Genomic DNA, 22,037 nt, shown 5'->3' with positions numbered 1-22,037 from the left:
CGGGCCGGCGTCCCCGTTCGCAAGGAGTTCGATGAGACGTCTGCGCGTTTCGGTCGGCGCGGCGGCGCTGGCCACGCTCGGGGTGGTCGTGGCACTGCCGGCCCCGGCCACCGCCGACCCCGGTCCCGGCTGGGTCGGCGGCTGGCTCGGCGACACCACCCTCGGCGGTCCGGCCGCACCCGCCCGCACCGCCGCCTTCTCGCTCAGCAGCGACGCCGACGCGGTGCATCCGCGCGTCCGCTTCGACGTGGGCGGCCTCGACGGCGTCGCCACCGCCACGTTTCCGGCCGGCTGCGACCTCGTGGGCGCGGTGGCGACCTGCCCGATGCCCGCTGACCCCACCACCGACGAGTTCGGCGGTGTCACCGGCACCGTTCCGATCGTGCTCCGCACGGTGGCCGGTGCGGTCGACGGCGCCGCCGGCACGATCGGCTGGGCGACGCTGGCCGACGGCGTCGACGGCGAGGCCCAGCAGGCGGCCGTCACGGTGCGCACCGGGCCCGACGCCGTCGACCTGGTCGACGCGTACGTGGCAGGCACCGGCACCGGCGACCGGCTGGCCGTGCCGGTGACCCTGGTCAGCGCCGGCGACCAACCGGTGACCGGCCTGCGGGCCACGTTCCGCTTCCCGGTCGGGCTGGAGCCGGCGGCGTTCCGCAACTGCCGGTACGGCACGGGTGGCCAGCTCAGCACCGTGGTGGTCTGCCACTTCGGCCGCGAGCTGACGCCGGGCGTGCGCTACCAGGTGCCCGGCGGCTTCCCGACCACCGTCGGCCCCGCCGCCATCGGTGACAAGCGGATCGTGCAGACCGTGGCGCCCGAGGCGACCGCCGGCCCGCTTCCCGAGGGCGTGGTGCTGCGGCGTCGCCCGGCGGACGCGGCGCTGCGGCTGCGCCCGGTCGGCGACCCGGTCGACGTGCTCGGCCCGGATCAGCAGTCCGCCTCCGGTCAGTATTATCTCCGCGCCGTCCGTGGCGCGTTCGACGTGGTCGCGCTCGGCGCGACCGCCGCCGGGGTGCCCGGCGACACGGTGCGGGTCCGGGTCGGCCTGCGCAACGACGGGCCGGGCGTGCCGGACGGCACCGTCTCCGGCGGCGACGCCGCCCGCTTCACGTTCGCCCCACCGGCCGGGACGGTGGTGACGAACGCACCGGAGCACTGTTCGGGCAACGGCGACGAGGAGGACCCGGGCGCGCCGATCACCTGGTACTGCACGGTGCCGGACGCCGTCTTCCCGGCCGGTGACACTTTCCTGGTCGACGTCGACCTGCGGATCGACGGCCCGCTGGGCGCGCCCGGCACGGTCGCCCTGCCCTACGGCTACCCCCGGCCCGACGACGACCCGACGAACGACACCGCCCCGGTCGTCATCGGCTGAGCGGGCGACGACGCGACCGCCGGGAGTCGGGCGACTCCCGGCGGTCGGCGCCGCGCCAGGCCGCGGCCCAGCGTCAGTTGACCCCGGCGTACGAGTGCAGGCCGGTGAAGAAGAAGTTGACCCCGAACAGGTTCATCAGCATGGTCAGGAAGCCCACCACGGCGATCCAGGTGGCCACGTTGCGCTTCACGCTCGGCGTGGCCCGCGCGTGCAGGTAACCGGCGTACACCACCCACGAGATGAACGCCCAGGTCTCCTTCGGGTCCCAGCCCCAGGCGCGACCCCAGGCCGCCTCGGCCCAGATCGCGCCCGCGATGACTGCGAACGTGAAGATCGGGAACGCGAAGGCGTGCGTCGTGAAGGTCAGCCGCTCCAGCCCGGCCGCCGCCGGCAGCCGGCGGGCCAGGGTGTACGGGAAGCTGCGCCGCCCCTGCTCCCAACCGGCCCGCATCAGGTACGCGGCAGCCGGCACCACGCCCAGCAGGAAGATGCCCGAGGCGAAGATGATCGTCGACACGTGGATGATGAACCAGTACGACTGGAGCGCCGGCATCAGCGGCACGACCTGGACGTAGAGCTTCAGCTCGGCGAACGCCAGCAGCAGCACCAACACCAGCGTCAGGAACAGCCCGAGCCGGCGCAACGACGGCTGCTTCCAGAGCACCACGAGCCACGCGGCCACCCCGATCCAGGTGACCGTCAGCACGAACTCGTACATGTTGCCCCAGGGCATCCGCTCGGCGGCGATGCCCCGCGTGACCACCGCGCCCAGGTGCAGCGCGGCGGCGAGCGCGGTGAGCCAGGCGGCGATCCGCCCGGCGAGCGCGGCCCGCGCGGCCGAGCGGTCGGGACGCGGCGGCGCGACCGGCGCGTCGACGGTCCCCCCGGTGCTCCCGACGCCCGCGCCGACCAGCTCGCGGGCCGGGGCGGCCACGGCCACCTTCCGCGCGTTGCCCAGCGCGAACTCCACGGCGTGGCTGATCATCGCGATCAGGTACGTCAGGATCGCGAACGTGACCAGCTGATCCGAGAGTGCGGACATCACTCGTCTCCTTCTCGCGCCCGCCGCTGCTCCGGCCCGCCGCCGCTCACCGCGGCGACGAGTTGCGCGAACTCGTCGGCGAACCCTGGGTGCTCGGTGCGCGGCAGCCCACCGGCCTCCACCAAACTACTACCGCCCGTCGGAGATCCACCGTCGGGGGGCGACACCCGGAACCAGACCCGCCGCCGCCTGGCGAACAGCGAACCCATCAGCCCGAGCAGCAGCGTGCCACTGGCCACCAGCAGCAGCGTCTGGCCGGGCGCGTGCCGGATCGCCAGCGTCACGTACGGCCGGGTGCCGACGAACTCCAGCGTGCTGCCGTCGTCCAGGGTCCACGTCTCGCCCGGCCGCAGCAGCTTCGTGCCGATCTGCTTCAGCTTGCCGTTGTCGACCTGCCGCTTGTCGAGTTGGTAGACCGAGCCGGGGATGCCGGCGTCCAGCCCGAGGTTGCCCCGGTAGGCGGTCAGGTTCAGCGCCGGGTTCCGCTCGGCCGGGAACTGCGACGCCACGTACGGCGCGCGGTCCCCGGCGGTGGGCAGGTAGAGCCCGTCGAAGGCGACCTGCTGGTCCGGAGCGCGCGTGCCGGTCTTCGGGTCGACGTTCGCGTCCGGGAAGACGGCCACGCCCTCCTCGGTGGCGTTCGGGTCACCGGTGCGCAGGAACGGGTCGTCGCTGGTCTGGCTGGTGCCGAACCGGTCGGTGTACTTCAGCACCGGCGCGTAGCCGTTGCCGAGCAGGTAGACGTTCGCCGCGTCGAGCCGCAGCGGTGAGTTGACCGAGAAGCCGGCGGTGCGGGGCGCATCACCGGGGGAGTCCACGCTGACCGTGGCCCAGAAGCGGGACGCCTGCCCGGAGTCCAGGTAGTCGGCCTCGAACTTCTCCAGCGTGAGGCAGAACGGCGGCAGGTCGGCGCTGTCCACCCGCGGGCCGAGCGACGCCTCGGCGTACTGCTGACGGGTGTTGCAGAACGCGTTGTCCGCGCCGGCGACCAGGATGCGGTTGCCGTGCCAGCCGTACCAGGAACCGACCGCGACCCCGAGCAGGACGGCGATCAGCGACGTGTGGAACAGCAGGTTGCCGGTCTCCTTGAGGTAGCCCTTCTCGGCGGAGACCTCGTTGCCACGGACGGTGACCCGCCACCGGCGGCGGCGCAGCACCGCCGCGATCGCCGCCGCGTCGGCGGCGGCCGGGGCCTCCAGCACCGCGTGCTGTGGCAACCGCTCCAGCCGTTTCGGCGCGGCCGGCGGACGCATCCGCAACGCCCGTACGTGGTCACGGGTACGCGGCAGGATGCAGCCGATCAACGAGGTGAACAGCAGCACGTAGATCGCGGAGAACCAGACCGAGCCGAAGACGCCGAACATGCCGATCTGATCGAGCCGGGGTGCCAGGTCGGGGTGGTCGACGAACCACTGATCGACCTTCTCCGGGTTGACCCCGCGCTGCGGCAGCACCGAGCCGGGGATGGCGGCGACCGCGAGCAGGAACAGCAGGATCAGCGCGGTACGCATGCTGGTGAGCTGCCGCCACGAGTTGCGCAGCAGGGCCAGCACCGGGTTGACCCGCCGCCGGGGCGCCTGCGCCGGCGGGGTGGCCGGTCGGTCGTCCACGGACGTCATCAGATGCTCACCTCACCCACGCCCACGTGCGTCTGCAACCAGATCACCACGTTCGTCCAGCCGCCGGTGACAAGCGCCAGACCGATCACGATCAGCAGGGCCCCGCCGACGCGGGTGACCCAGCGGCTGTTGCGCCGGACGGCGCGGAACACCCCGAGCAGGCGTTGGAAGCCCAGCCCGAAGACGACGAACGGTACCCCCAGCCCGAGGCAGTACGCCACGGCGAGCACCACGGCCCGGTCGGCGCTTCCCTCGGTGGTCGCCAGGCCCAGCACCGCGCCGAGCGTCGGCCCGGTGCAGGGCAGCCAGCTCAACGCGAAGACCGCGCCGAGGACCGGCGCCCCGAGCAGGCCGGCGGCGGGCAGCGCGCGGATGCGGAACTCGCGCTGCATGCCGGGGATCACCCCGAGGTAGCCGAGCCCGAGCACCACCACCAGCGCGCCGATGACGATCTCCAGCGTGCGCTCGTACCGGAAGAAGAGCTTGCCGACGCCGGAGAAGAGGATGGCGGTGGAGACGAACACGGCGGTGAAGCCGGCGATGAACAGCAGCGTGCCGGCGAGCACCCGCCCCTTGACGGCTGCGGCGCTCCGCGCCGGCGCCCGCTCCACGACGCCGACGCCGCCACCGGCGCTGTTAAGAGGGGGCCCCTGCTCTACCGCAGGCGTTAACAGGGGGCCCTTCCTTACACCCTCCAGGTCGGCGCCGGCGAGGCCGGTGACGTACGACAGGTAGCCGGGCATCAGGGGGAGCACACACGGGGACAGGAAGCTGACCAGGCCGGCCAGCGCCGCCGCGCCCACCGCGAGCAGCAACGGGCCGGACGCGGCGAGCTGGCGGAACGTCTCGCCCATCAGCGGGAGCCGTTCGGTGCCGGCCGCTCGGCGGCGACCTTCTCCACGATCGGCCGCAGCTCGTCCCGGGTCACCGCGCGGCGGATCACCACCGCGATGCGTCCGTCCCGGTCGAGCACCACCGTCGCCGGGGTGCTGTTCGGCGGGATGTCGAAGTTGAGCGCCTGCCGGCTGGACGGGTCGAAGATGCTCGGGTAGGTGACCCGGCCCTCCTCGAACGCGATCGCCTTGTCCTTGCTGTCCTGCACGTTGATGCCGAGGAACGTCACGCCGGCGCCCTTGGTGGCCTGGTAGGTGGCCTCCAGGTCGTCCGCCTCGGCCCGGCAGGGCGCGCACCAGGAGCCCCAGAAGTTGACCACCACGACCTGCCCACGGTCACGGGCGACGTCGTAGTTTCCGCCGGTGAGCAGCTCACCGCTCACCTTCGGGGTCTTGGACCGCTGGTCCGGGGCGCAGGTCACGGTGAGCCCGTCGGCCGCGCACCGGCTCTCCTGGCTGCCGGAGGAGCAGCCGACCAGCGCCGTACCGGCGGTGACGGCGGCGAGCAGGGCGGCGGCGAGCCTCCGGGTGAGCATCAGGCCCCCTTGGCCGTCCGGGCGGTCGGCGAGATCGCGATCAGGTGGGCCGCCGGCTCGGAGTAGCCGATGCCGGCGATCCGGGCGCCGTCGAAGTGGAACGAGGTGAGGCTGGCCAGGCCGCACTGCCGGCGGCGCGGGTCGTGCCAGAGCCGCTTGCGCTCGACGTACCGGCGCAGCGTCCAGATCGGGAGCTGGTGCGAGACGAGCACCGCCTCGCGACCCTCGGCGGCGACGCGGGCGGCGTGCAGCGCGGCGAACATCCGCTCGGCGATCACCTGGTACGCCTCGCCCCAGGACGGCGTGACCGGGTCGCGCAGCACCCACCAGTTGCGCGGGTCGCGGAACGAGCCGTCCCCCGGGGAGACCTTCTTGCCCTCGAACCAGTTCGCGCTCTCGATCAGCCGCTCGTCGACGCCGACGGAGAGGCCGAACTGCGCCGCGATCGGCTCGGCGGTCTGCTGGGCGCGTTCCAGCGGGCTGGCCACCACGTGCACCACGGTCCGCTCGGCGAGCGCCTGGGCCGCCGCCTTGGCCATCTGCACGCCCAGCTCGGAGAGGCGGAAACCGGGCAGCCGGCCGTAGAGGATGCCGTCCGGGTTGTACACCTCACCGTGCCGCAGCACGTGCACCACAGTCTCCGCCATGCTAGGCCCCCTTCGTTCGCGACTGCGGGGCTCGCAAACCCGGCTCACTCCTCGCGCTCACAGTTACCCCCCGTGTCCCGCCGCTGCCGCCGCCCGCGCCGCCACCGGCAGGGCGGCGGCGATCTGGTCCCACGCGGCGTCGTCGATCGCCGCCGAGACGAACCACGACTCGAACGCGCTCGGCGGAAGGTAGACGCCACCGGCGAGCATCGCGTGGAAGAACGCCTTGAACGCCGGCACCTGCTGGGTGCGGGCGCTGTCGTAGTCGCGCACGTCGGCGTCGGTGAAGAAGATCGAGAACATGTTGCCGGCGGTGGAGAGGCGGTGCGGCACGCCGGCCTCGGAGAGCGCCTCGGTGGCGAGCTTGCCCAGCGCGGCGGACGTCTCGTCGAGGCGCCGGTAGAGCGCGTCGTCGGCGAGCCGCAGCGTGGCCAGGCCGGCCGCGCAGGCCAGCGGGTTCCCCGACAGCGTGCCGGCCTGGTAGACCGGGCCGGCCGGGGCCAGCTTCGCCATGATCTCCGCGCGCCCGCCGAACGCCGCCGCGGGCAGGCCGCCACCCATGACCTTCCCGTACGTCCACAGGTCGGCGTCGGAGGCGTCGAGGCCGTGCCAGCCGGCGCGGGAGACCCGGAACCCGGTCATCACCTCGTCGACGATGAGCAGCGCGCCGTGCGCGTGGGCGATCCGGGCCAGCTCGGCGTTGAAGCCGTCGCGGGGCGCGATCACGCCCATGTTGCCGGCCGCCGCCTCGGTGATGATCGCCGCGAGGTGCGGCCCCTCGGCGGCGAAGGCGGCCTCGACCGCGCCCAGGTCGTTGTAGGGCAGCACGATGGTGTCGCCGGCCGCCGCGCCGGTCACGCCGGGCGAGTCGGGCAGCCCGAACGTGGCGACACCGGAGCCGGCGGCGGCGAGCAGCGCGTCGGAGTGGCCGTGGTAGCAGCCGGCGAACTTGATGATCTTGGCGCGACCGGTGAAGCCGCGGGCCAGCCGGATCGCCGACATGGTCGCCTCGGTGCCGGAGTTGACCAGACGCACCTGCTCGACCGGCGTCCGCGCGACGATCTCCTCGGCGAGGTCCACCTCGCCCGGGGTCGGGGTGCCGAAGCTGGTGCCCAGCGTGGCGGCCTCGCGCAGCGCCTCCACCACGGCGGGGTGGGCATGGCCGAGGATCAGCGGGCCCCAGGAGCAGACCAGGTCGACGTAGCGCCGCCCGTCGGCGTCGAACAGCCAGGGCCCCTCCCCCCGGACCATGAAGCGTGGGGTGCCGCCAACCGCGCGGAACGCACGCACAGGGGAGTTGACCCCGCCGGGCACGAGGGCCTTGGCGCGGTCGAACAGGGCCTCGGAGGCCGGAGCGTCGGCCGGGTAACGGCCGGATCCGGCGGAAAAGGTCTCGGTCACGATGCCCCCCATTGTGTCAGCGCCCGCCCCCTCCCCGACCAGCACCCCGCCCCGGGCGTTACCCGCCTCACCCCCGCGCCCGGAGGTGGGGCGGGTGGGGCGGGAAGCGCTCGACGGGCCCGTTGGTGGGGATCGCGATAGGCTGACCGGGTGGATCGTGCCGAACTGTCCATCACCGTGCACCGGACGGGTGACGAAGCCGTGCTTCGCCTGGCCGGTGAGATCGACATGCTCACGGCCGCCCAGCTCTCCACGGTGGTCAACGAGGTGCTGGCGGATCCGCCGCCGCGCATCGTGCTCGACCTGGGCGGCGTCACCTTCTGCGACTCACAGGGCCTCGGCACGCTCGTGGTGCTCAGCCGCAAGGCCAGCCACGCCCAGTGCGTGCTGGTGCTGAGCAACGTCGGCGACTTCCTGCTCCGCGTCCTCGACATCACCGGCCTCCGCAGCGCCCTGATGATCCGCTGACCCGACTCAGGTGATGGGAAGGTCGCGGCGGCGGAAGGTTTGCAGGCCGGTCAGGGTGAGGATTACGGCCAGGGTGGTGAGCAGGAGCAGCGGGGTGGGGGTCCAGGTGGCGCGCAGCACCTGGGGGGTGTGCGTGAACGGGGACAGGTCCAGCAGCCACTGGTTCAGGTTCAGCACCGCGCCGAGCTGACCGAGCAGCACGCAGAGCGCCAGCACCGCCCACGCGGCCGACGCGAACCGGGGCAGCAGCCCGTGCAGCAGCACGGCCAGCCCGGCCAGCACCCAGGCCGCCGGCGCCTGGGCCAGCCCCGCGCCGAGCATCCGGCCCACCTGCCGGGGCACGTCGCCCACACTGAAGCCGTACGTGAGGCCGGTGGCCAGCCCGGTCACCGCGAGCACCACCACCGGGCCGAGCAGCGCGAACGCCACGTGCGAGAGCAGCCACGTCGAGCGGCGCGTACCGGTGGCGAGCACCGGTTCGGCGCGCCCGGCGGACTCCTCCGCGCGCATCCGCAGCGCCGCCTGGATGCCGTACCCGGCGGCGGCCAGCCCGGCCAGGCTCAGCGTGGCGCCCAGGTAGGCGTCCGCCAGCCCGGACGCCCCGCCGATCCGGGCCATGATCTCCTCCAGCCGCGGGTTCCCCTCCACCGAGCGGCCGGCCGCCTCGGCGGCGCCGCCCAGGATCAGCCCGAGCAGGCCGAACCCGACCGACCACCAGAGGAGCTGCCCCCGGTGCAGCCGCCAGGCCAGGCCGAACGGACCGGACAGCGCCCGGTCGGCGGTGGCCGGCCCGAGGCGGGGCGGCAGCAGGCCCGCGCCGAGGTCGCGGCGGACCGAGACCGGGTACGCGAGCGCGGCCAGCAGCACCGTGGCGGCCAGCGGCAGCAGCAGCACCCACCACCGGTCCCCCTCGTACGCCCGCACCCGGGCCGCCCAGCCCAGCGGCGACAGCCAGCTCGGCCAGTCGTTACCGGCGGTGTCCCCGACCAGGCGCAGCCCGAACGCGGCGCCGAGGCCGGCGAGGCCGATGCCCCGCGCCCCGCCAGCGGTCTCGGTGAGCTGCGCGGCCAGCCCGCCGAGCGTGGCGAAGACCATCCCGGTCGACGCTGCGGCCAGGCCGTACGCCCAGGAGCCGGCCGCCGGCAGCCCGGTCGAGGCGAGCCCGGCGGCGGTGAGCAGCCCGAGCAGCAGGTCGGCGGCGTACGTGACGAGCAGCGCGGCGGTCAGCCCGGCGTACCGGCCGAGCACGCTGCCGCCGAGCAGCTCCCGCCGGCCGGCCTCCTCCTCGGTGCGGGTGTGCCGGATCACCGTGAGCAGGCTGGCCAGCGCCACGATCACCAGCAGGAACCCGCTGCGCTGGGCGGTCAGCGCGCCGACGCTGTCGCCGTAGACCGGGCCGAGCAGCGCGACGATGGACGGGTTGCGGGCGGTCCCCTCGGTGTACGCGGCCCGCTCGGCGGCGGTGGGGAACAGCTCGAAGAAGCTGGTCGCGTACGACATCGGCAGCACGGCGAGGACCAGCACCCAGAGCGGCAGCAGGACGCGGTCCCGGCGCAGGATCAGCCGGGCCAGGTGACGGGTCCCGGTGAGCGCGCTCATGAGGCGACCTTCTCGGGCGCGGTCTCGTAGTGCCGCAGGAACAGCTCCTCAAGTGTCGGCGGGGTGCTGACCAGGCTGCGGACGCCCAGCTCGGTGAGGCGGCGCAGCGCGGCGTCCAGCGCGGCGGCGTCCACGTCGAAGCGCACCCGGTGCCCGTCCACCCGCAGGTCGTGCACGCCGGGCAGGTCGGCCAGCCCGTCGAGCGGGGCGGTGACCTCGGCGTCGATCGCGGTGCGGTGCAGGTGACGCAGGTCGCCGAGCGTGCCGGACTCCACCGCGCGGCCGGCCCGGATGATGGTGACCCGGTCGCAGAGCGCCTCCACCTCGGCCAGGATGTGGCTGGAGAGCAGCACGGTGCGACCGTCGTGGCGGGCCCGGCGGACCCAGTGCTGGAACACCTCCTCCATCAGCGGGTCGAGCCCGGAGGTCGGCTCGTCGAGGATGAGCAGCTCGACGTCGGAGGCGAGCGCGGCCACCAGGCCGACCTTCTGCCGGTTGCCCTTGGAGTAGGTCCGGCCCTTCTTGCGCGGGTCCAGCTCGAACGACTCCAGCAGCTCGGCGCGGCGCCTCGGGTCGAGCCCGCCGCGCATCCGGCCGAGCAGGTCGATCACCTCACCGCCGCTGAGGTTGGGCCAGAGCGTGACGTCGCCGGGCACGTACGCGAGGCGGCGGTGCAGGGCCACCGCGTCCCGCCAGGGGTCGCCGTCGAGCAGTCGGACAGCCCCCGCGTCCGCCCGCAGCAGGCCGAGCAGCACCCGGATGGTGGTCGACTTGCCGGAGCCGTTGGGGCCCAGGAAGCCGTGCACCTCACCGGTGCGGACGCTCAGGTCGAGTCCGTCGAGCGCCCGGGTCCGGCCGAACGTCTTCACCAGGCCGGACACCTCAATGGTGTTTTCCATACTTCGGAAGCTACGCTCGTTTCAGAAACTTGTGAAGACAGTGAGAGGTGAGAGACGATCACCGGGATGACCGCCGAGGAGAAGACCATGAGCCAGCCCCCCGCGTACGACGAGGACGAGGTCCACCTCTTCGTCGAGCGGATGGCGATGGCCTTCGCCGACGTGGGCTTCCCCCGGATGGCCGCCCGGGTCCTGTTCACCGTGATGAGCGCCGACGACCCGCTGACCGCCGCCGAGATCGCCGACCGGCTGGGCGTCAGCGCGGCGGCCGTGAGCGGCGCGGTCCGCTACCTCACCCAGTTCGCCATGCTGGTCCGCGAACCGGTCAAGGGCTCCCGGCGCGACCGCTACCGGATGCCCGACAACCCCTGGTACGAGGCGACCATCACCAAGACCAACCTCTACAAGAACTTCATCGACATCGCCGGGGGTGGCGTCGACGCGTTGCGCGGGCGGAGCACCCCGGCCGGGGAACGGGTCGCCGAGATGCGGGACTTCTTCCTCTTCGTACAGGAAGAGGTGGAGTCGCTCGGCGACCGGTGGCGGGCCCGGCGTGCCGCGACCGGGCACGGCGGCCCGGCCGGCGGCTGACCGTTCAGCGGGTGTTGCCCCAGCGGGCCTGCTCCAGCAGATCCGCCGCCCGCTCCCGGGCCGCCGGGTCGTCGTCGGCGCGCAACAGCGCGGTCGCGGCGTCCACCGCCTCGGCGAGGCGCCGCCACTGGAGGTCCCGCTCCCGCACCAGGTCCGACTGGGCGGCGAGCTGCCGGGTCTTCACCCACAGCTCGACGAAGACGGTCACCTTGGCCCGCAGCACCCACGGATCGAACGGCTTGGTCAGGTAGTCGACCGCACCGACCGCGTAGCCGCGCAGCGCGAGCTGGGCGTCCTTGTCCGCCGCGGTGAGGAAGATGATCGGTACGTGCCGGGTGCGCTCCCGCCGCTTGATGTGGGTGGCGGTCTCGAAGCCGTCCATGTCCGGCATCTGGGCGTCGAGCAGGATCACCGCGAAGTCGTCCACCAGCAACTGCTTGAGCGCGGCCTCACCGCTCTCCACCGCGACCGACTGCACCGGGAGCCCCTGGAGGATGGCCTCCAACGCCATCAGGTTCTCCCGCCGGTCGTCCACCAGCAGCGCCTTGGCCGTCTGCGTCACGCGGTCTCCTCGCCTCTGCTGCGGCCGATCCAGGACGCCATCAGCCCGATCAGCTCGTCCAGATCCACCGGCTTGGTGATGTAGTCGCTGCCGCCGGCCGCGAGCGCCGACTCCCGGTCGCCGGGCATCGCCTTCGCGGTCAGGAACACGACCGGCAGGTCCGCGAACCGGTGGTTGCGGCGGATCTGCGCGGTCGTCTCGTAGCCGTCCTGATCCGGCATCATCGCGTCCATCAGCACGATGTCCACCTCCGGATGCTCGGCGAGCTGGCGCACCCCGTCCACCCCGTTGTCCGAGTACAACACGGTCATCCCGTGCAGTTCCAACGCGGAGGTCAGCGCGAACACGTTCCGGACGTCGTCATCGATGATCAGGACGGTCACGCCGTCCAGCCGGCGGGTCGCCGGTGTCTCCTGCGGCTGCGGCAGCTCCATCGGCATGAGCAGCGACGACGACAGGCCCGCGCGGCTCGGCGACGGCGGGGCCGGCGCCACCACCGCGTCCGGCGCCAGCACGTCCGGTACGAAGAGCGTGAACGTCGAGCCCTGGCCGGGCGCGGACGACACGGTGATCGTGCCACCGAGCAGGCGGGCCAGGTCCCGGCTGATCGACAGGCCCAGCCCGGTGCCGCCGTAGCGCCGGCTGGTGGTGCCGTCGGCCTGCTGGAACGCCTCGAAGATCAGCGAGAGCTTGTCGTCCGAGACGCCGATCCCGGTGTCGATCACGGTGAACGCGATGACCCGCTGGGCGTTGGTCAGCGCCGGCACGTCGAAGACCGCGTTCTCGGCGGCCGGCCCGATGCGCAGCGTCACCGCCCCGTTGTCGGTGAACTTCACCGCGTTCGACAGCAGGTTGCGCAGGATCTGCTGCAACCGCTGGGCGTCCGTGACCAGGGCCGGCGGCAGCTCCCGGCTGACCCGCACCTGGAAGTCGAGCCCCTTCTCCTCGGCCTGCGGCGCGAACGCCTGCTCGACGTAGCCGCGGATCTCGGAGAAGTGGACCTCGGCCGGCTCCACGTCCATCCGGCCCGCCTCGATCTTGGAGAGGTCCAGGATGTCGTCGATCAGCGAGAGCAGGTCCGAGCCGGCGCTGTGGATGGTCCGGGCGAACTCGATCTGCTTCGCGCTGAGGTTCCGCTCCGGGTTCTCCGCCAGCAGCCGCGCCAGCAGCAGCAGCGAGTTCAGCGGCGTCCGCAGCTCGTGGCTCATGTTGGCCAGGAACTCCGACTTGTACGCCGACGCGCGGGTGAGCTGCTGCGCCTTCTCCTCCAGGCCGAGCCGGGCCAGCTCGATCTCCCGGTTCTGCGTCTCGATGTTGGCCTTCTGCTCCGACAGCAGCTTCGCCTTGTCCTCCAACTCGGCGTTGGTGCGCTGCAACTCCGCCGACTGGTCCTGCATCTCGTGCGCCAGCCGCTGCGACTGCGCCAGCAGCTCCTCCGTACGCCGGTTGGCCTGAATGGTGTTGACCGCGACGCCGATGGTCAGCACCAGCCGCTCCAGGAACGACAGGTGCAGCTCGGAGAAGGTGGTCACGCCGGCGAACTCGATCACGCCGAGCAGCTCCCCCTCGAACAGCACCGGCAGCACCACCAGGTCGGCCGGGGGCGTGTCGGCCAGCCCGGAGCGGACCACCAGCCGGCCGCCCGGCTGCGCCTTGACCCGGATCGTCCGGCGGGACAACGCGGCCTGCCCGACCAGCCCCTCGCCGGGGCCGAACGTGACGTCGTGGCCCCGGGCCACGTAGCCGTAGGAGGCGGTGAGCCGCAGCCGCATGCTGCCCTCGGAGCTGTCCGCCAGGAAGAACGCGCCGAGTTGCGCGTCGACCAGCGGGGTCACCTCCATCATGATCATGCGGCAGACCTCGCCCAGGTCCCGCTGACCCTGGAGCAGGCCACCGATGCGGGCCAGGTTGGAGTCGAGCCAGCCCTGCTCGGCGTTCTTCTTGGTCGTCTCCCGGAGGGTGACGATCATCTGGTTGATGTTGTCCTTCAGCTCGGCGACCTCGCCCTGCGCCTTCACGTTGATCCGCTGGGTCAGGTCGCCCCGGGTCACCGACGTGGAGACCTGCGCGATGGCGCGGAGCTGCGTGGTCAGCGTCGAGGCGAGCTGGTTGACGTTCTCGGTGAGGTCGCGCCAGGTGCCGGAGACGCCCTTCACCTGCGCCTGACCGCCGAGCTTGCCCTCGGTGCCCACCTCACGCGCCACCCGCGTCACCTCGTCGGCGAACGACGAGAGCTGGTCCACCATCGTGTTGACGGTGTTCTTCAGCTCCAGGATCTCGCCCTGCGCGTCCACCGTGATCTTCTGGCCCAGGTCGCCCCGCGCCACCGCCGTGGTGACCGACGCGATGTTGCGGACCTGGGAGGTGAGGTTCGACCCCATCGAGTTCACGTTGTCGGTCAGGTCGCGCCAGGTGCCGGAGACGCCCTTCACCTGTGCCTGACCACCGAGCTTGCCCTCGGTGCCCACCTCACGGGCCACCCGCGTCACCTCGTCGGCGAACGACGAGAGCTGGTCCACCATCGTGTTCACCGTGGACTTCAGCTCCAGGATCTCGCCCTGCGCGTCCACGGTGATCTTCTGCGACAGGTCGCCCTTGGCGACCGCGGTGGAGACCTGGGCGATGTTCCGCACCTGGGCGGTCAGGTTGGACGCCATCGAGTTCACGTTGTCGGTGAGGTCCCGCCAGGTGCCGGCCACGCCGCGTACCTGGGCCTGCCCGCCGAGCTTGCCCTCGGTACCCACCTCACGCGCCACCCGCGTCACCTCGTCGGCGAACGACGAGAGCTGGTCCACCATCGTGTTCACCGTGGACTTCAACTCCAGGATCTCGCCCCGGGCGTCCACGGTGATCTTCTGCGACAGGTCGCCCTTCGCCACGGCGGTGGTGACCGACGCGATGTTGCGGACCTGGGAGGTCAGGTTCGACGCCATCGAGTTCACGTTGTCGGTGAGATCCCGCCAGGTGCCGGAGACGCCCTTCACCTGCGCCTGACCACCCAGCTTGCCCTCGGTGCCCACCTCACGCGCCACCCGCGTCACCTCGTCGGCGAACGACGAGAGCTGGTCCACCATCGTGTTCACGGTGTTCTTCAGCTCCAGGATCTCGCCCTGCGCGTCCACCGTGATCTTCTGGCCCAGGTCGCCCTTCGCCACCGCGGTCGACACCTGGGAGATGTTCCGGACCTGGCTGGTCAGGTTGCCGGCGAGCTGGTTGACGTTCTCGGTGAGGTCGCGCCAGGTGCCGGAGACGCCGCGTACCTGGGCCTGGCCGCCGAGCTTGCCCTCGATGCCGACCTCGCGGGCCACCCGGGTCACCTCGTCGGCGAACGACGAGAGCTGGTCCACCATCGTGTTGACGGTGTCCTTCAGCTCCAGGATCTCGCCCTGCGCCGCCACCGTGATCTTCTGACTGAGGTCGCCCTTCGCCACCGCCGTGGAGACCTGGGCGATGTTGCGGACCTGGGAGGTCAGGTTCGACGCCATCGAGTTGACGTTGTCGGTCAGGTCCTTCCACGTGCCGGCCACGCCCGGCACCTGCGCCTGCCCGCCCAGCTTGCCCTCGGTGCCCACCTCACGCGCCACCCGGGTCACCTGCTCGGCGAAGAGGCGCAGCGTGTCGGTGAGCGAGTTCATGGTGTCCGCCAGCTCGGCCACCTCGCCGCGCGCGCCGACGGTGATCTTCTGCGACAGGTCGCCCTTCGCCACCGCGGTCGCCACCTGGGAGATCGACCGCACCTGGCCGGTCAGGTTCGACGCCATGGTGTTCACCGAGTCGGTGAGGTCCTTCCAGGTGCCGGCGACGCCGCGCACGTCGGCCTGGCCGCCGAGCTTGCCCTCGGTGCCCACCTCACGGGCCACCCGCGTCACCTCGTCGGCGAACGACGAGAGCTGGTCGACCATGGTGTTCACGGTCCGGCCGATCCGCAGGTACTCACCGCGCAGCGGGCGCCCGTCGATCTCCAACGCCATGTGCTGGGACAGGTCGCCGTCGGCCACCGCCACGATGACCCGGGCGATCTCGGTGGCCGGCCGGCCCAGGTCGTCGATCAGCGAGTTGACCGCCCGCTGCCCCTCCGCCCAGGAGCCCTCCAGGCCCTCGTCGTCGAGGCGCTCGGTCAGCCGGCCGTCCCGGCCGACGATCCGGCTGATCCGGCGCAGGTCCAGCTGCTGCCGTTCCTGGAGCGACACCACGTCGTTGAACGCGTCGGCCACCTCGCCGGAGCGCCCCGCCCGCCGCGGCAGGCGGACCCGGAGGTCGCCACGAGCCACCCGCTGCAACGCCTCGACCAGCTCGCCGAGGAGCACCTCGTGGTCGGCGGCGGACGGATCCGCGCTCACCGACTGTTTCGCCGTGGTCATCATTCCTCGCTCAGCTCGGGGCCCACCGGCTCGTGCCGACACGCGGCCATCCCATCATTCTGCCGCGCGATCCGTCGAGGTCACGGCGGGCGGGGGCGCGTCACGGACGGTATCCGCCCGAGTTTCCGGGTTCGGCCGGGGCGCTTGGCACCCGGGGCGGCGGCGGTAGAGGATACGGAGGTGTCAGCGGAGGCGGGGCCGGCCCTGAGCGGCGGCGCGGACGAGCACGTCCGCCGCGTCCGCCTCCCCGCCGACCGGCGCACCCCCGCGGCGGCCCGGGCGCTGGTGCGGGCCATGCTCCTCGAAGCCGGTCTGCCCGAACTGCTCAACGAGGCGCTGCTGCTCACCACCGAGCTGACCACCAACGCGGTCGAGCACGCCCGCACCGAACTGGACATCGAGGTCGAGGCCGACCCCGCCGGGTTCACGGTCACCGTCACCGACTTCGCCTCCGGCCCGGTCGACGAACTGGTCGTCGGCGTGCGCAACACCACCGCCGACATCACCGAGGTGGCCGCGCGCGGTCGTGGCCTGCTGCTCGTCGACCACTTCGCCAGCCGGTGGGGCACCACGTACCTCCCGACCGGCAAGGGCGTCTGGTTCCGCCTGGACCGGCCCGGTCGGGGCGGGCCCGCCCGGCTGTCCGCCGCACCGGCCCGGGCCGACACGGAACGCCCGGACCAGGGCACGCCGAGCGCCGCGGCGATGAGCGAGCTGATGCAGACCACCCCCGACGCGTACGCCGACGATCCGCTGCCCGAGTTCGCCGCCGGGCTGCTGACCCGGGTGGGCGAGATGGTCGGCGCGGCCGGCGGCACGGTCCGACTGGACCGCGGGGACGGGCTGGGCACCCAGGTGTTCGCCCGCTACGGCCGGGCCCCCCGGGAGGGCAACGAGTTGCTGCGCGTCCCGCTCGCCGTGCACCGCCCGTACGCCGGCGAGCTGGAGCTGGACGCGGCGCCCTCGGCGTACGCCCGGCCGCTCGCGGTGCTGGCCGCCGAGCGGCTGTCGCTGCACCTGGAGAACGACCGGCTGCGTCGCGCCGACGTCCGCCGGTCCGCCTGGCTGACCTTCCTCGCCGAGGCGAGCGAGCTGCTCGCCCAGTCGCTCGACGTCGAGCTGACCATGGCGCTCGTGCCGCAGCTCGTGGTGCCCCGGCTCGGTCAGTGGTGCGCGGTGCACACCGCCGACGAGTGGGGGCGGCTGCGCCTCGCCGCGTCCAGCCACGCCGACGAGGCGATGCTGCCCCATCTGCACCGGGTCCTCGCCGAGACCGGCCCGGACTCGATCCAGTCCCGGCTGCGCGAGGCGTCCCGCAGCCAGACGCAGGTGCCGCTGGGCGGGCCGATGGAAGGCTTCGCCGTCCCGTTGATCGCCCGCGGGCAGCGGCTCGGCACGCTCGCCGTGGGCCGCCACCAGCGGCACCGGCACGACCCCGACGAGGTCTCGGTGCTGGAGGACGTGGCCCGGCGGGCCGCGCTCGCCATCGAGAACGCCCGCATCCACGCCGAGCGTCGCCGGGTCGCGCAGACGCTCCAGCAGTCGCTGCTGCCGCCGGTGCTGCCGGTGGTCGAGGGCATCGGCTTCGCCGCCGAGTACGTCCCGACCGGCGACGACGCCGAGGTCGGCGGCGACTTCTACGACGTGGTGCCGCTGCCGGACGGTCGCTGGCTGGTGGTGGTCGGGGACGTCTCCGGCAAGGGCGTGCAGGCCGCTGCCGTGACCGGCCTGGTCCGCGACGTGATCCGGGTGCTGGTGGGCGACGGCAAGCCGCTGCCGGAGGTGCTCGGCCGACTCAACGAGACGCTTGTCGAGCGGGGCGGCGGGCGCTACTGCACGCTCGCGCTGGCGGCGGTCGCGCCCGGCGACGGCGACCAGCTCGACGTCGCCCTGCACCTGGCCGGCCACGACCGGCCGGTGCTGCTGCACGGCGGTGGCGGCGCGACGTTCGTCGGCGCCAGCGGCACCGCGCTCGGCCTGCTCGACGCCATCACCACCCCGACGGCCGAGCTGGCGCTCAAGCCGGGCGACGCGCTCATCTTCTACACCGACGGGGTGACCGAGCGGCGGCGCGGCCGGGAGCTGTTCGGCACCGAGCGGCTGCGTGAGTCCGCGGCGCCGCTGGCCGGCTACTCCGCCGACGTGGTCGCCGCCCGCCTGCGCGCCGCCACCATCGCGTTCTCCGCCGAGCCGCCGCGCGACGACATCGCCGTCCTGGTGCTCCGCAACGACATCCCCTGATCGTCCACCGGGCTCGGGTCAGAGGCCGCCGGGGAGGCGGCCGGGGGCCAGCCGACGGTGCGGATCCAGGTGCGCCTTGGCGCTGCGCAGTCGCGGCAGCGCGGGCAGCTCGCCCCAGAGGTCGACGCTGCGGCGCACCGGGGCCGGCGCCGCCACCACCACGCACCGGCCCTGCCGGGCGATCAGCACGCTGCGGACCGCGCTGAGGATCGAGGCGACCCGCTCGGGTGCCAGCGACCCGGGCAGGGTGGCGTACGCGGAGCCGATCCCGGCGGAGCCGCGCACCGGCATCGGGGTGCCGGCGGCGTCGCGCAACGCGTAGACCGCGGCGTGCAGGTCGGTGGCGGGCAGGTCGATGCGCAGCGCGGTGTCGCCCGGGGCGAACGGATAACGGCCCCACCACTCGGGCGCGTGGTGGTTGACCACGGCGTCACCGCCGAGCACGGCGGTCAGTCGCTCGGCGCGTCCCGCCACGTCGGACGGGCCGCCCTCCAGCAGCACCACCAGGCTGCCCACCGCCGGCCGCCCGGTGACCGCCGGATGGTCGGGGCGGCCGACCACCGAGGGATGGCTGGCGGGGATCCGGCGGCGGGGCAGGGGAATCGGGACCGGCAGGTCCAGCTCGACGGCGGCCGGATCGACCCCGGCGGCCTGCACCGCGCGGACCAGGTCGGGCAACTCCAGCGGCGACCAGAGCGGGCGGGACACCCAGACCCGGCCGGCCGGCGCCGCGTGCACCCGCATGGTGGCCGAGACCAGCACGCCGAGGCCGCCCTGCGAGCCGCAGAGCAGCCGGGCCACGTCCAGCCCCGGCAGGCCACCGGACCCGAGGACCGCGTCACCACCACCGGCAACCGGGCCGCCGGCACCGAGGCCACCACCGGCCGTACCGACGGCGACGAGGCCACCGAGGTCGAAGCCGCCCGTCGGGGCCGCGCGTTCGAGGCGTGCCGTGCCGGACTCGCCGACGCTGACCAGCTCGCCGTCGGCGTCGAGGTAACGCACGCCGACGAGTTGCGCGCACGGGCTGCCGTGCCGGTGGCGCAACGGGCCGGCCTCGTCGGCGGCGAGCACCCCGCCCAGCGTCGCCCCCGGCGAGGGCGCGTCGACCGGGAGCCGCCGGCCGGTGCGGCCCAGCGTGGCCTGGACGGCCCGCAGCGGCGTGCCGGCGCCGATCTCGGCCACCGCGGCGTCCCTCGGCTCGTGCCAGACGCCGGCCAGCCGGCCGGTGTCGAGCATGATGTCGACCCGGCCCGGGGCGGCACCCCAGTCGATCTTCGTGCCGGCGCCGCGCGGCACCACGGTCAGGTCGTGCGCCGCCGCCAGCCGGAGCACCTCGGCAGCGGCACGCGGGCCGCCCGGCACGGCCACCCAGCGGGCGGTGCGGCCGGCCACCTCGTCGGCCGGGCCGGCGAAACGGGCGAACGGACGGCCGCAGATCTCGGCCAGCTTCCGGGTGATCTCAAGGGCTCCGGGTCGGTCGGTGGAACGCGCAGCAGCCGCCATGGCGGCAATCGTACACATGTTCGAAATGCTGGCGGCGCGTCGCGGGCTTCGCGCGGCGCGGAGCCCGGCGGTGGTCCGCCGACCGGTAACGTGACGCCGTGACCACGACCCCACAGCCCACGGCGAAGCGCGTTCCGGCCGAGCGGACCCACCACGGTGACACCGTCGTCGACGAGTACGCCTGGCTCGCCGCCAAGGACGACCCGGAGACGATCGCCTACCTGGAGGCCGAGAACGCCTACACCGAGGCGCGCACCGCGCACCTGGCCGAGCTGCGGGCCGAGCTGTTCGAGGAGACGCGCCGACGCACCCAGGAGACCGACCTGTCGGTGCCGACCCGCAAGGACGGCCACTGGTACTACACCCGCACGGTCGAGGGGCAGCAGTACGGCGTGCGCTGCCGGCGCGCCGTCCGCCCCGGTGAGACCACGCCCCCGGTCAGCGCGGACGGCGCCCCGCTCGACGGCGAGGAGGTGCTGCTCGACGGCAACCAGCTCGCCGAGGGGCACGACTTCTTCTCGCTCGGCGCGTTCGACGTGAGCCCGGACGGTCGCTGGCTGGCCTACTCCACCGACTTCTCCGGCGACGAGCGGTTCACGCTGCGGATCAAGGACCTGTCCACCGGTGAGCTGCTGCCCGACGAGGTGCCCGACACGTTCTACGGCACGGCGTGGTCCGGCGACGCCTCCACGCTGTTCTACGTCACCGTGGACGACGCGTGGCGGCCGAACCGGGTGTGGCGGCACACCGTCGGCACCGGCCCGGGCGAGGACGTGGTGGTCCACCAGGAGGACGACGAGCGGTTCTGGGTGGGCGTCGAACTGACCCGCTCCGAGCGCTTCGTGGTCATCGACATCCACAGCAAGATCACCAGCGAGGTCCGGGTCATCCCGGCGGCCAACCCCACCGGCGAGCCGGCGATCGTGGCCCCGCGGCGGCAGGGCGTCGAGTACGCGGTCGAACACCACGGCCACCGCTTCCTGATCCTGCACAACGACGGCGCGGAGGACTTCGCGCTGGCGTACACCTCGGCCGACGCGCCGGGCGACTGGACGCCGTTGATCCCGCACACGCCGGGCACCCGGCTGGAGTCGGTCGACGCGTTCGAGAACCATCTCGTGGTCTCGCTGCGCAGCAACGGGCTCACCGGGCTGCGGGTGGTGCCGGTCGGCAGCGACGACAGCTGGGACATCGACTTCCCCGAGCCGATCTACAGCGTCGGGCTGGACGCGAACCCGGAATACCGCACCGGCGCGATCCGACTGCGCTACGCCTCGCTGGTCACGCCCGAGTCGATCTACGACTACGACCTGACCGGCCGCGAGCTGACGCTGCTGCGACGCAAGCCGGTACGCCCCGGCCCGGACGGGCGGGCGTACGACCCGGCCGACTACGAGCAGCACCGGGACTGGGCGCTGGCCGACGACGGCACCCGGGTGCCGATCTCCCTGGTCTGCCGCCGGGACACCCCGCGCGACGGTTCCGCGCCGGCGGTCATCTACGGCTACGGCTCGTACGAGGCCAGCATGGACCCGTGGTTCTCGATCCCCCGGCTGAGCCTGCTCGACCGCGGCGTCATCTTCGCGGTCGCGCACATCCGCGGCGGCGGCGAGCTGGGCCGTCGCTGGTACGACGAGGGCAAGCTGCTGGCCAAGAAGAACACGTTCACCGACTTCGTGGCCTGCGCCCGGCACCTGGTCAAGGCCGGCTGGACGGCCAGCGACCGGCTGGTCGCCCGGGGCGCCTCGGCCGGCGGCCTGCTGATGGGCGCGGTGGCCAACCTGGCCCCGGACGCGTTCGCCGGGATCGTCGCGCAGGTGCCGTTCGTGGACGCGCTCTCCTCGATCCTCGACCCGTCGCTGCCGCTGACGGTCACCGAGTGGGAGGAGTGGGGCAACCCGCTGGACGACCCCGAGGTCTACGCGTACATGAAGTCGTACACCCCGTACGAGAACGTGACCTCGGCCGACTACCCGGCGATCCTGGCGGTGACCAGCCTCAACGACACCCGGGTGCTGTACCACGAGCCGGCCAAGTGGATCGCCCGGCTGCGCGCGCTCGCCCCGCAGGGCGACTACCTGCTCAAGACCGAGATGGGCGCCGGCCACGGCGGGCCCAGCGGCCGGTACGACTCCTGGCGCGAGGAGGCGTTCGTCAACGCGTGGACGCTGGACCGCCTCGGCCTCGCGTAAGGAGGGGCCCCTTGTTAACGCCCAGCGTTAACAAGGGGCCCCCCCCGAACCCCCCCGCGCGGGGGGACGCCACGCCGGGGCGGGATCGGGAAAACGGGGGGT

16 protein-coding genes are annotated in these 22,037 nt (G+C 73.2%); 5 read left to right on the top strand and 11 right to left on the bottom strand.

Annotated elements, in window-relative coordinates:
* Positions 1-31: 31 nt before the first annotated feature.
* Positions 32-1,378 (top strand): hypothetical protein, encoded by a 1,347-nt coding sequence (locus AB0B02_RS26825; protein ID WP_357304782.1) that lies wholly within the window; start codon positions 32-34, stop codon positions 1,376-1,378.
* 73 nt (positions 1,379-1,451) lie between these two features.
* Here the strand turns inward: AB0B02_RS26825 and ccsB are convergent, their stop codons facing one another.
* The 6 genes from ccsB to hemL form a co-directional block, all read right to left on the bottom strand.
* On the bottom strand, positions 1,452-2,420 hold the full coding sequence (ccsB, locus tag AB0B02_RS26820) for a c-type cytochrome biogenesis protein CcsB (protein WP_357304779.1): 969 nt from the start codon (positions 2,418-2,420) through the stop codon (positions 1,452-1,454).
* On the bottom strand, positions 2,420-4,039 hold the full coding sequence (locus tag AB0B02_RS26815) for a cytochrome c biogenesis protein ResB (RefSeq protein ID WP_357304776.1): 1,620 nt from the start codon (positions 4,037-4,039) through the stop codon (positions 2,420-2,422). The genes ccsB and AB0B02_RS26815 overlap by 1 nt, the downstream gene beginning before the upstream one ends.
* Entirely contained in the window at positions 4,039-4,893 is an 855-nt protein-coding gene (locus AB0B02_RS26810; RefSeq protein ID WP_281943683.1) for a cytochrome c biogenesis protein CcdA, read from the bottom strand. The genes AB0B02_RS26815 and AB0B02_RS26810 overlap by 1 nt, the downstream gene beginning before the upstream one ends.
* Positions 4,893-5,468 carry a TlpA disulfide reductase family protein gene (locus AB0B02_RS26805; RefSeq protein ID WP_281943684.1) on the bottom strand — a complete coding sequence of 192 codons (576 nt, stop codon included), beginning with the start codon at positions 5,466-5,468 and terminating at the stop codon, positions 4,893-4,895. Before AB0B02_RS26805 ends, AB0B02_RS26810 begins: the two co-directional genes overlap by 1 nt.
* Complete coding sequence (locus tag AB0B02_RS26800) at positions 5,468-6,115, bottom strand: histidine phosphatase family protein (protein WP_281943686.1); 648 nt, start codon at positions 6,113-6,115, stop codon at positions 5,468-5,470. The genes AB0B02_RS26805 and AB0B02_RS26800 overlap by 1 nt, the downstream gene beginning before the upstream one ends.
* A gap of 63 nt (positions 6,116-6,178) precedes the next feature.
* Positions 6,179-7,516, bottom strand: a complete 1,338-nt coding sequence (gene hemL, locus AB0B02_RS26795; protein ID WP_281943689.1) for a glutamate-1-semialdehyde 2,1-aminomutase — start codon at positions 7,514-7,516, stop codon at positions 6,179-6,181.
* 150 nt (positions 7,517-7,666) lie between these two features.
* Here hemL and AB0B02_RS26790 point away from each other — a divergent pair, with 150 nt between their 5' ends.
* Positions 7,667-7,984, top strand: a complete 318-nt coding sequence (locus tag AB0B02_RS26790; RefSeq protein WP_281943690.1) for an STAS domain-containing protein — start codon at positions 7,667-7,669, stop codon at positions 7,982-7,984.
* Between the two features lie 6 nt (positions 7,985-7,990).
* Here the strand turns inward: AB0B02_RS26790 and AB0B02_RS26785 are convergent, their stop codons facing one another.
* Complete coding sequence (locus tag AB0B02_RS26785; RefSeq protein WP_357304769.1) at positions 7,991-9,583, bottom strand: ABC transporter permease; 1,593 nt, start codon at positions 9,581-9,583, stop codon at positions 7,991-7,993.
* Positions 9,580-10,482 (bottom strand): ABC transporter ATP-binding protein, encoded by a 903-nt coding sequence (locus AB0B02_RS26780; protein ID WP_281943694.1) that lies wholly within the window; start codon positions 10,480-10,482, stop codon positions 9,580-9,582. Before AB0B02_RS26780 ends, AB0B02_RS26785 begins: the two co-directional genes overlap by 4 nt.
* 87 nt (positions 10,483-10,569) lie before the next feature.
* On the opposite strand from AB0B02_RS26780, the gene AB0B02_RS26775 reads away from it, so the two are divergent.
* The gene (locus AB0B02_RS26775; protein WP_357304765.1) at positions 10,570-11,073 is read left to right on the top strand and encodes a MarR family transcriptional regulator; all 504 of its coding nucleotides are present in this window, start codon (positions 10,570-10,572) and stop codon (positions 11,071-11,073) included.
* 4 nt (positions 11,074-11,077) lie between these two features.
* On the opposite strand, the gene AB0B02_RS26770 is transcribed toward AB0B02_RS26775, so the two are convergent.
* Both AB0B02_RS26770 and AB0B02_RS26765 read right to left on the bottom strand, forming a co-directional pair.
* Entirely contained in the window at positions 11,078-11,635 is a 558-nt protein-coding gene (locus AB0B02_RS26770; protein ID WP_281943698.1) for a response regulator, read from the bottom strand.
* Entirely contained in the window at positions 11,632-15,996 is a 4,365-nt protein-coding gene (locus tag AB0B02_RS26765) for a HAMP domain-containing protein (protein WP_357304761.1), read from the bottom strand. The genes AB0B02_RS26770 and AB0B02_RS26765 overlap by 4 nt, the downstream gene beginning before the upstream one ends.
* A gap of 180 nt (positions 15,997-16,176) precedes the next feature.
* Here AB0B02_RS26765 and AB0B02_RS26760 point away from each other — a divergent pair, with 180 nt between their 5' ends.
* The gene (locus AB0B02_RS26760) at positions 16,177-18,237 is read left to right on the top strand and encodes a SpoIIE family protein phosphatase (RefSeq protein ID WP_357304758.1); all 2,061 of its coding nucleotides are present in this window, start codon (positions 16,177-16,179) and stop codon (positions 18,235-18,237) included.
* Between the two features lie 18 nt (positions 18,238-18,255).
* Here the strand turns inward: AB0B02_RS26760 and AB0B02_RS26755 are convergent, their stop codons facing one another.
* The gene (locus AB0B02_RS26755) at positions 18,256-19,743 is read right to left on the bottom strand and encodes an FAD-binding oxidoreductase (RefSeq protein ID WP_357304755.1); all 1,488 of its coding nucleotides are present in this window, start codon (positions 19,741-19,743) and stop codon (positions 18,256-18,258) included.
* A 98-nt stretch (positions 19,744-19,841) separates the two neighbouring features.
* On the opposite strand from AB0B02_RS26755, the gene AB0B02_RS26750 reads away from it, so the two are divergent.
* Positions 19,842-21,935 (top strand): S9 family peptidase, encoded by a 2,094-nt coding sequence (locus tag AB0B02_RS26750; RefSeq protein ID WP_357304751.1) that lies wholly within the window; start codon positions 19,842-19,844, stop codon positions 21,933-21,935.
* The last annotated feature ends 102 nt before the right edge of the window (positions 21,936-22,037 follow it).

The sequence above is a fragment of the Micromonospora sp. NPDC049240 genome, assembly GCF_040647835.1.
Lineage (GTDB): Bacteria > Actinomycetota > Actinomycetes > Mycobacteriales > Micromonosporaceae > Micromonospora.
The sequence above is the reverse complement of the archived record's forward strand: the minus strand, read 5'-3'. Positions and strand labels throughout refer to the sequence as shown.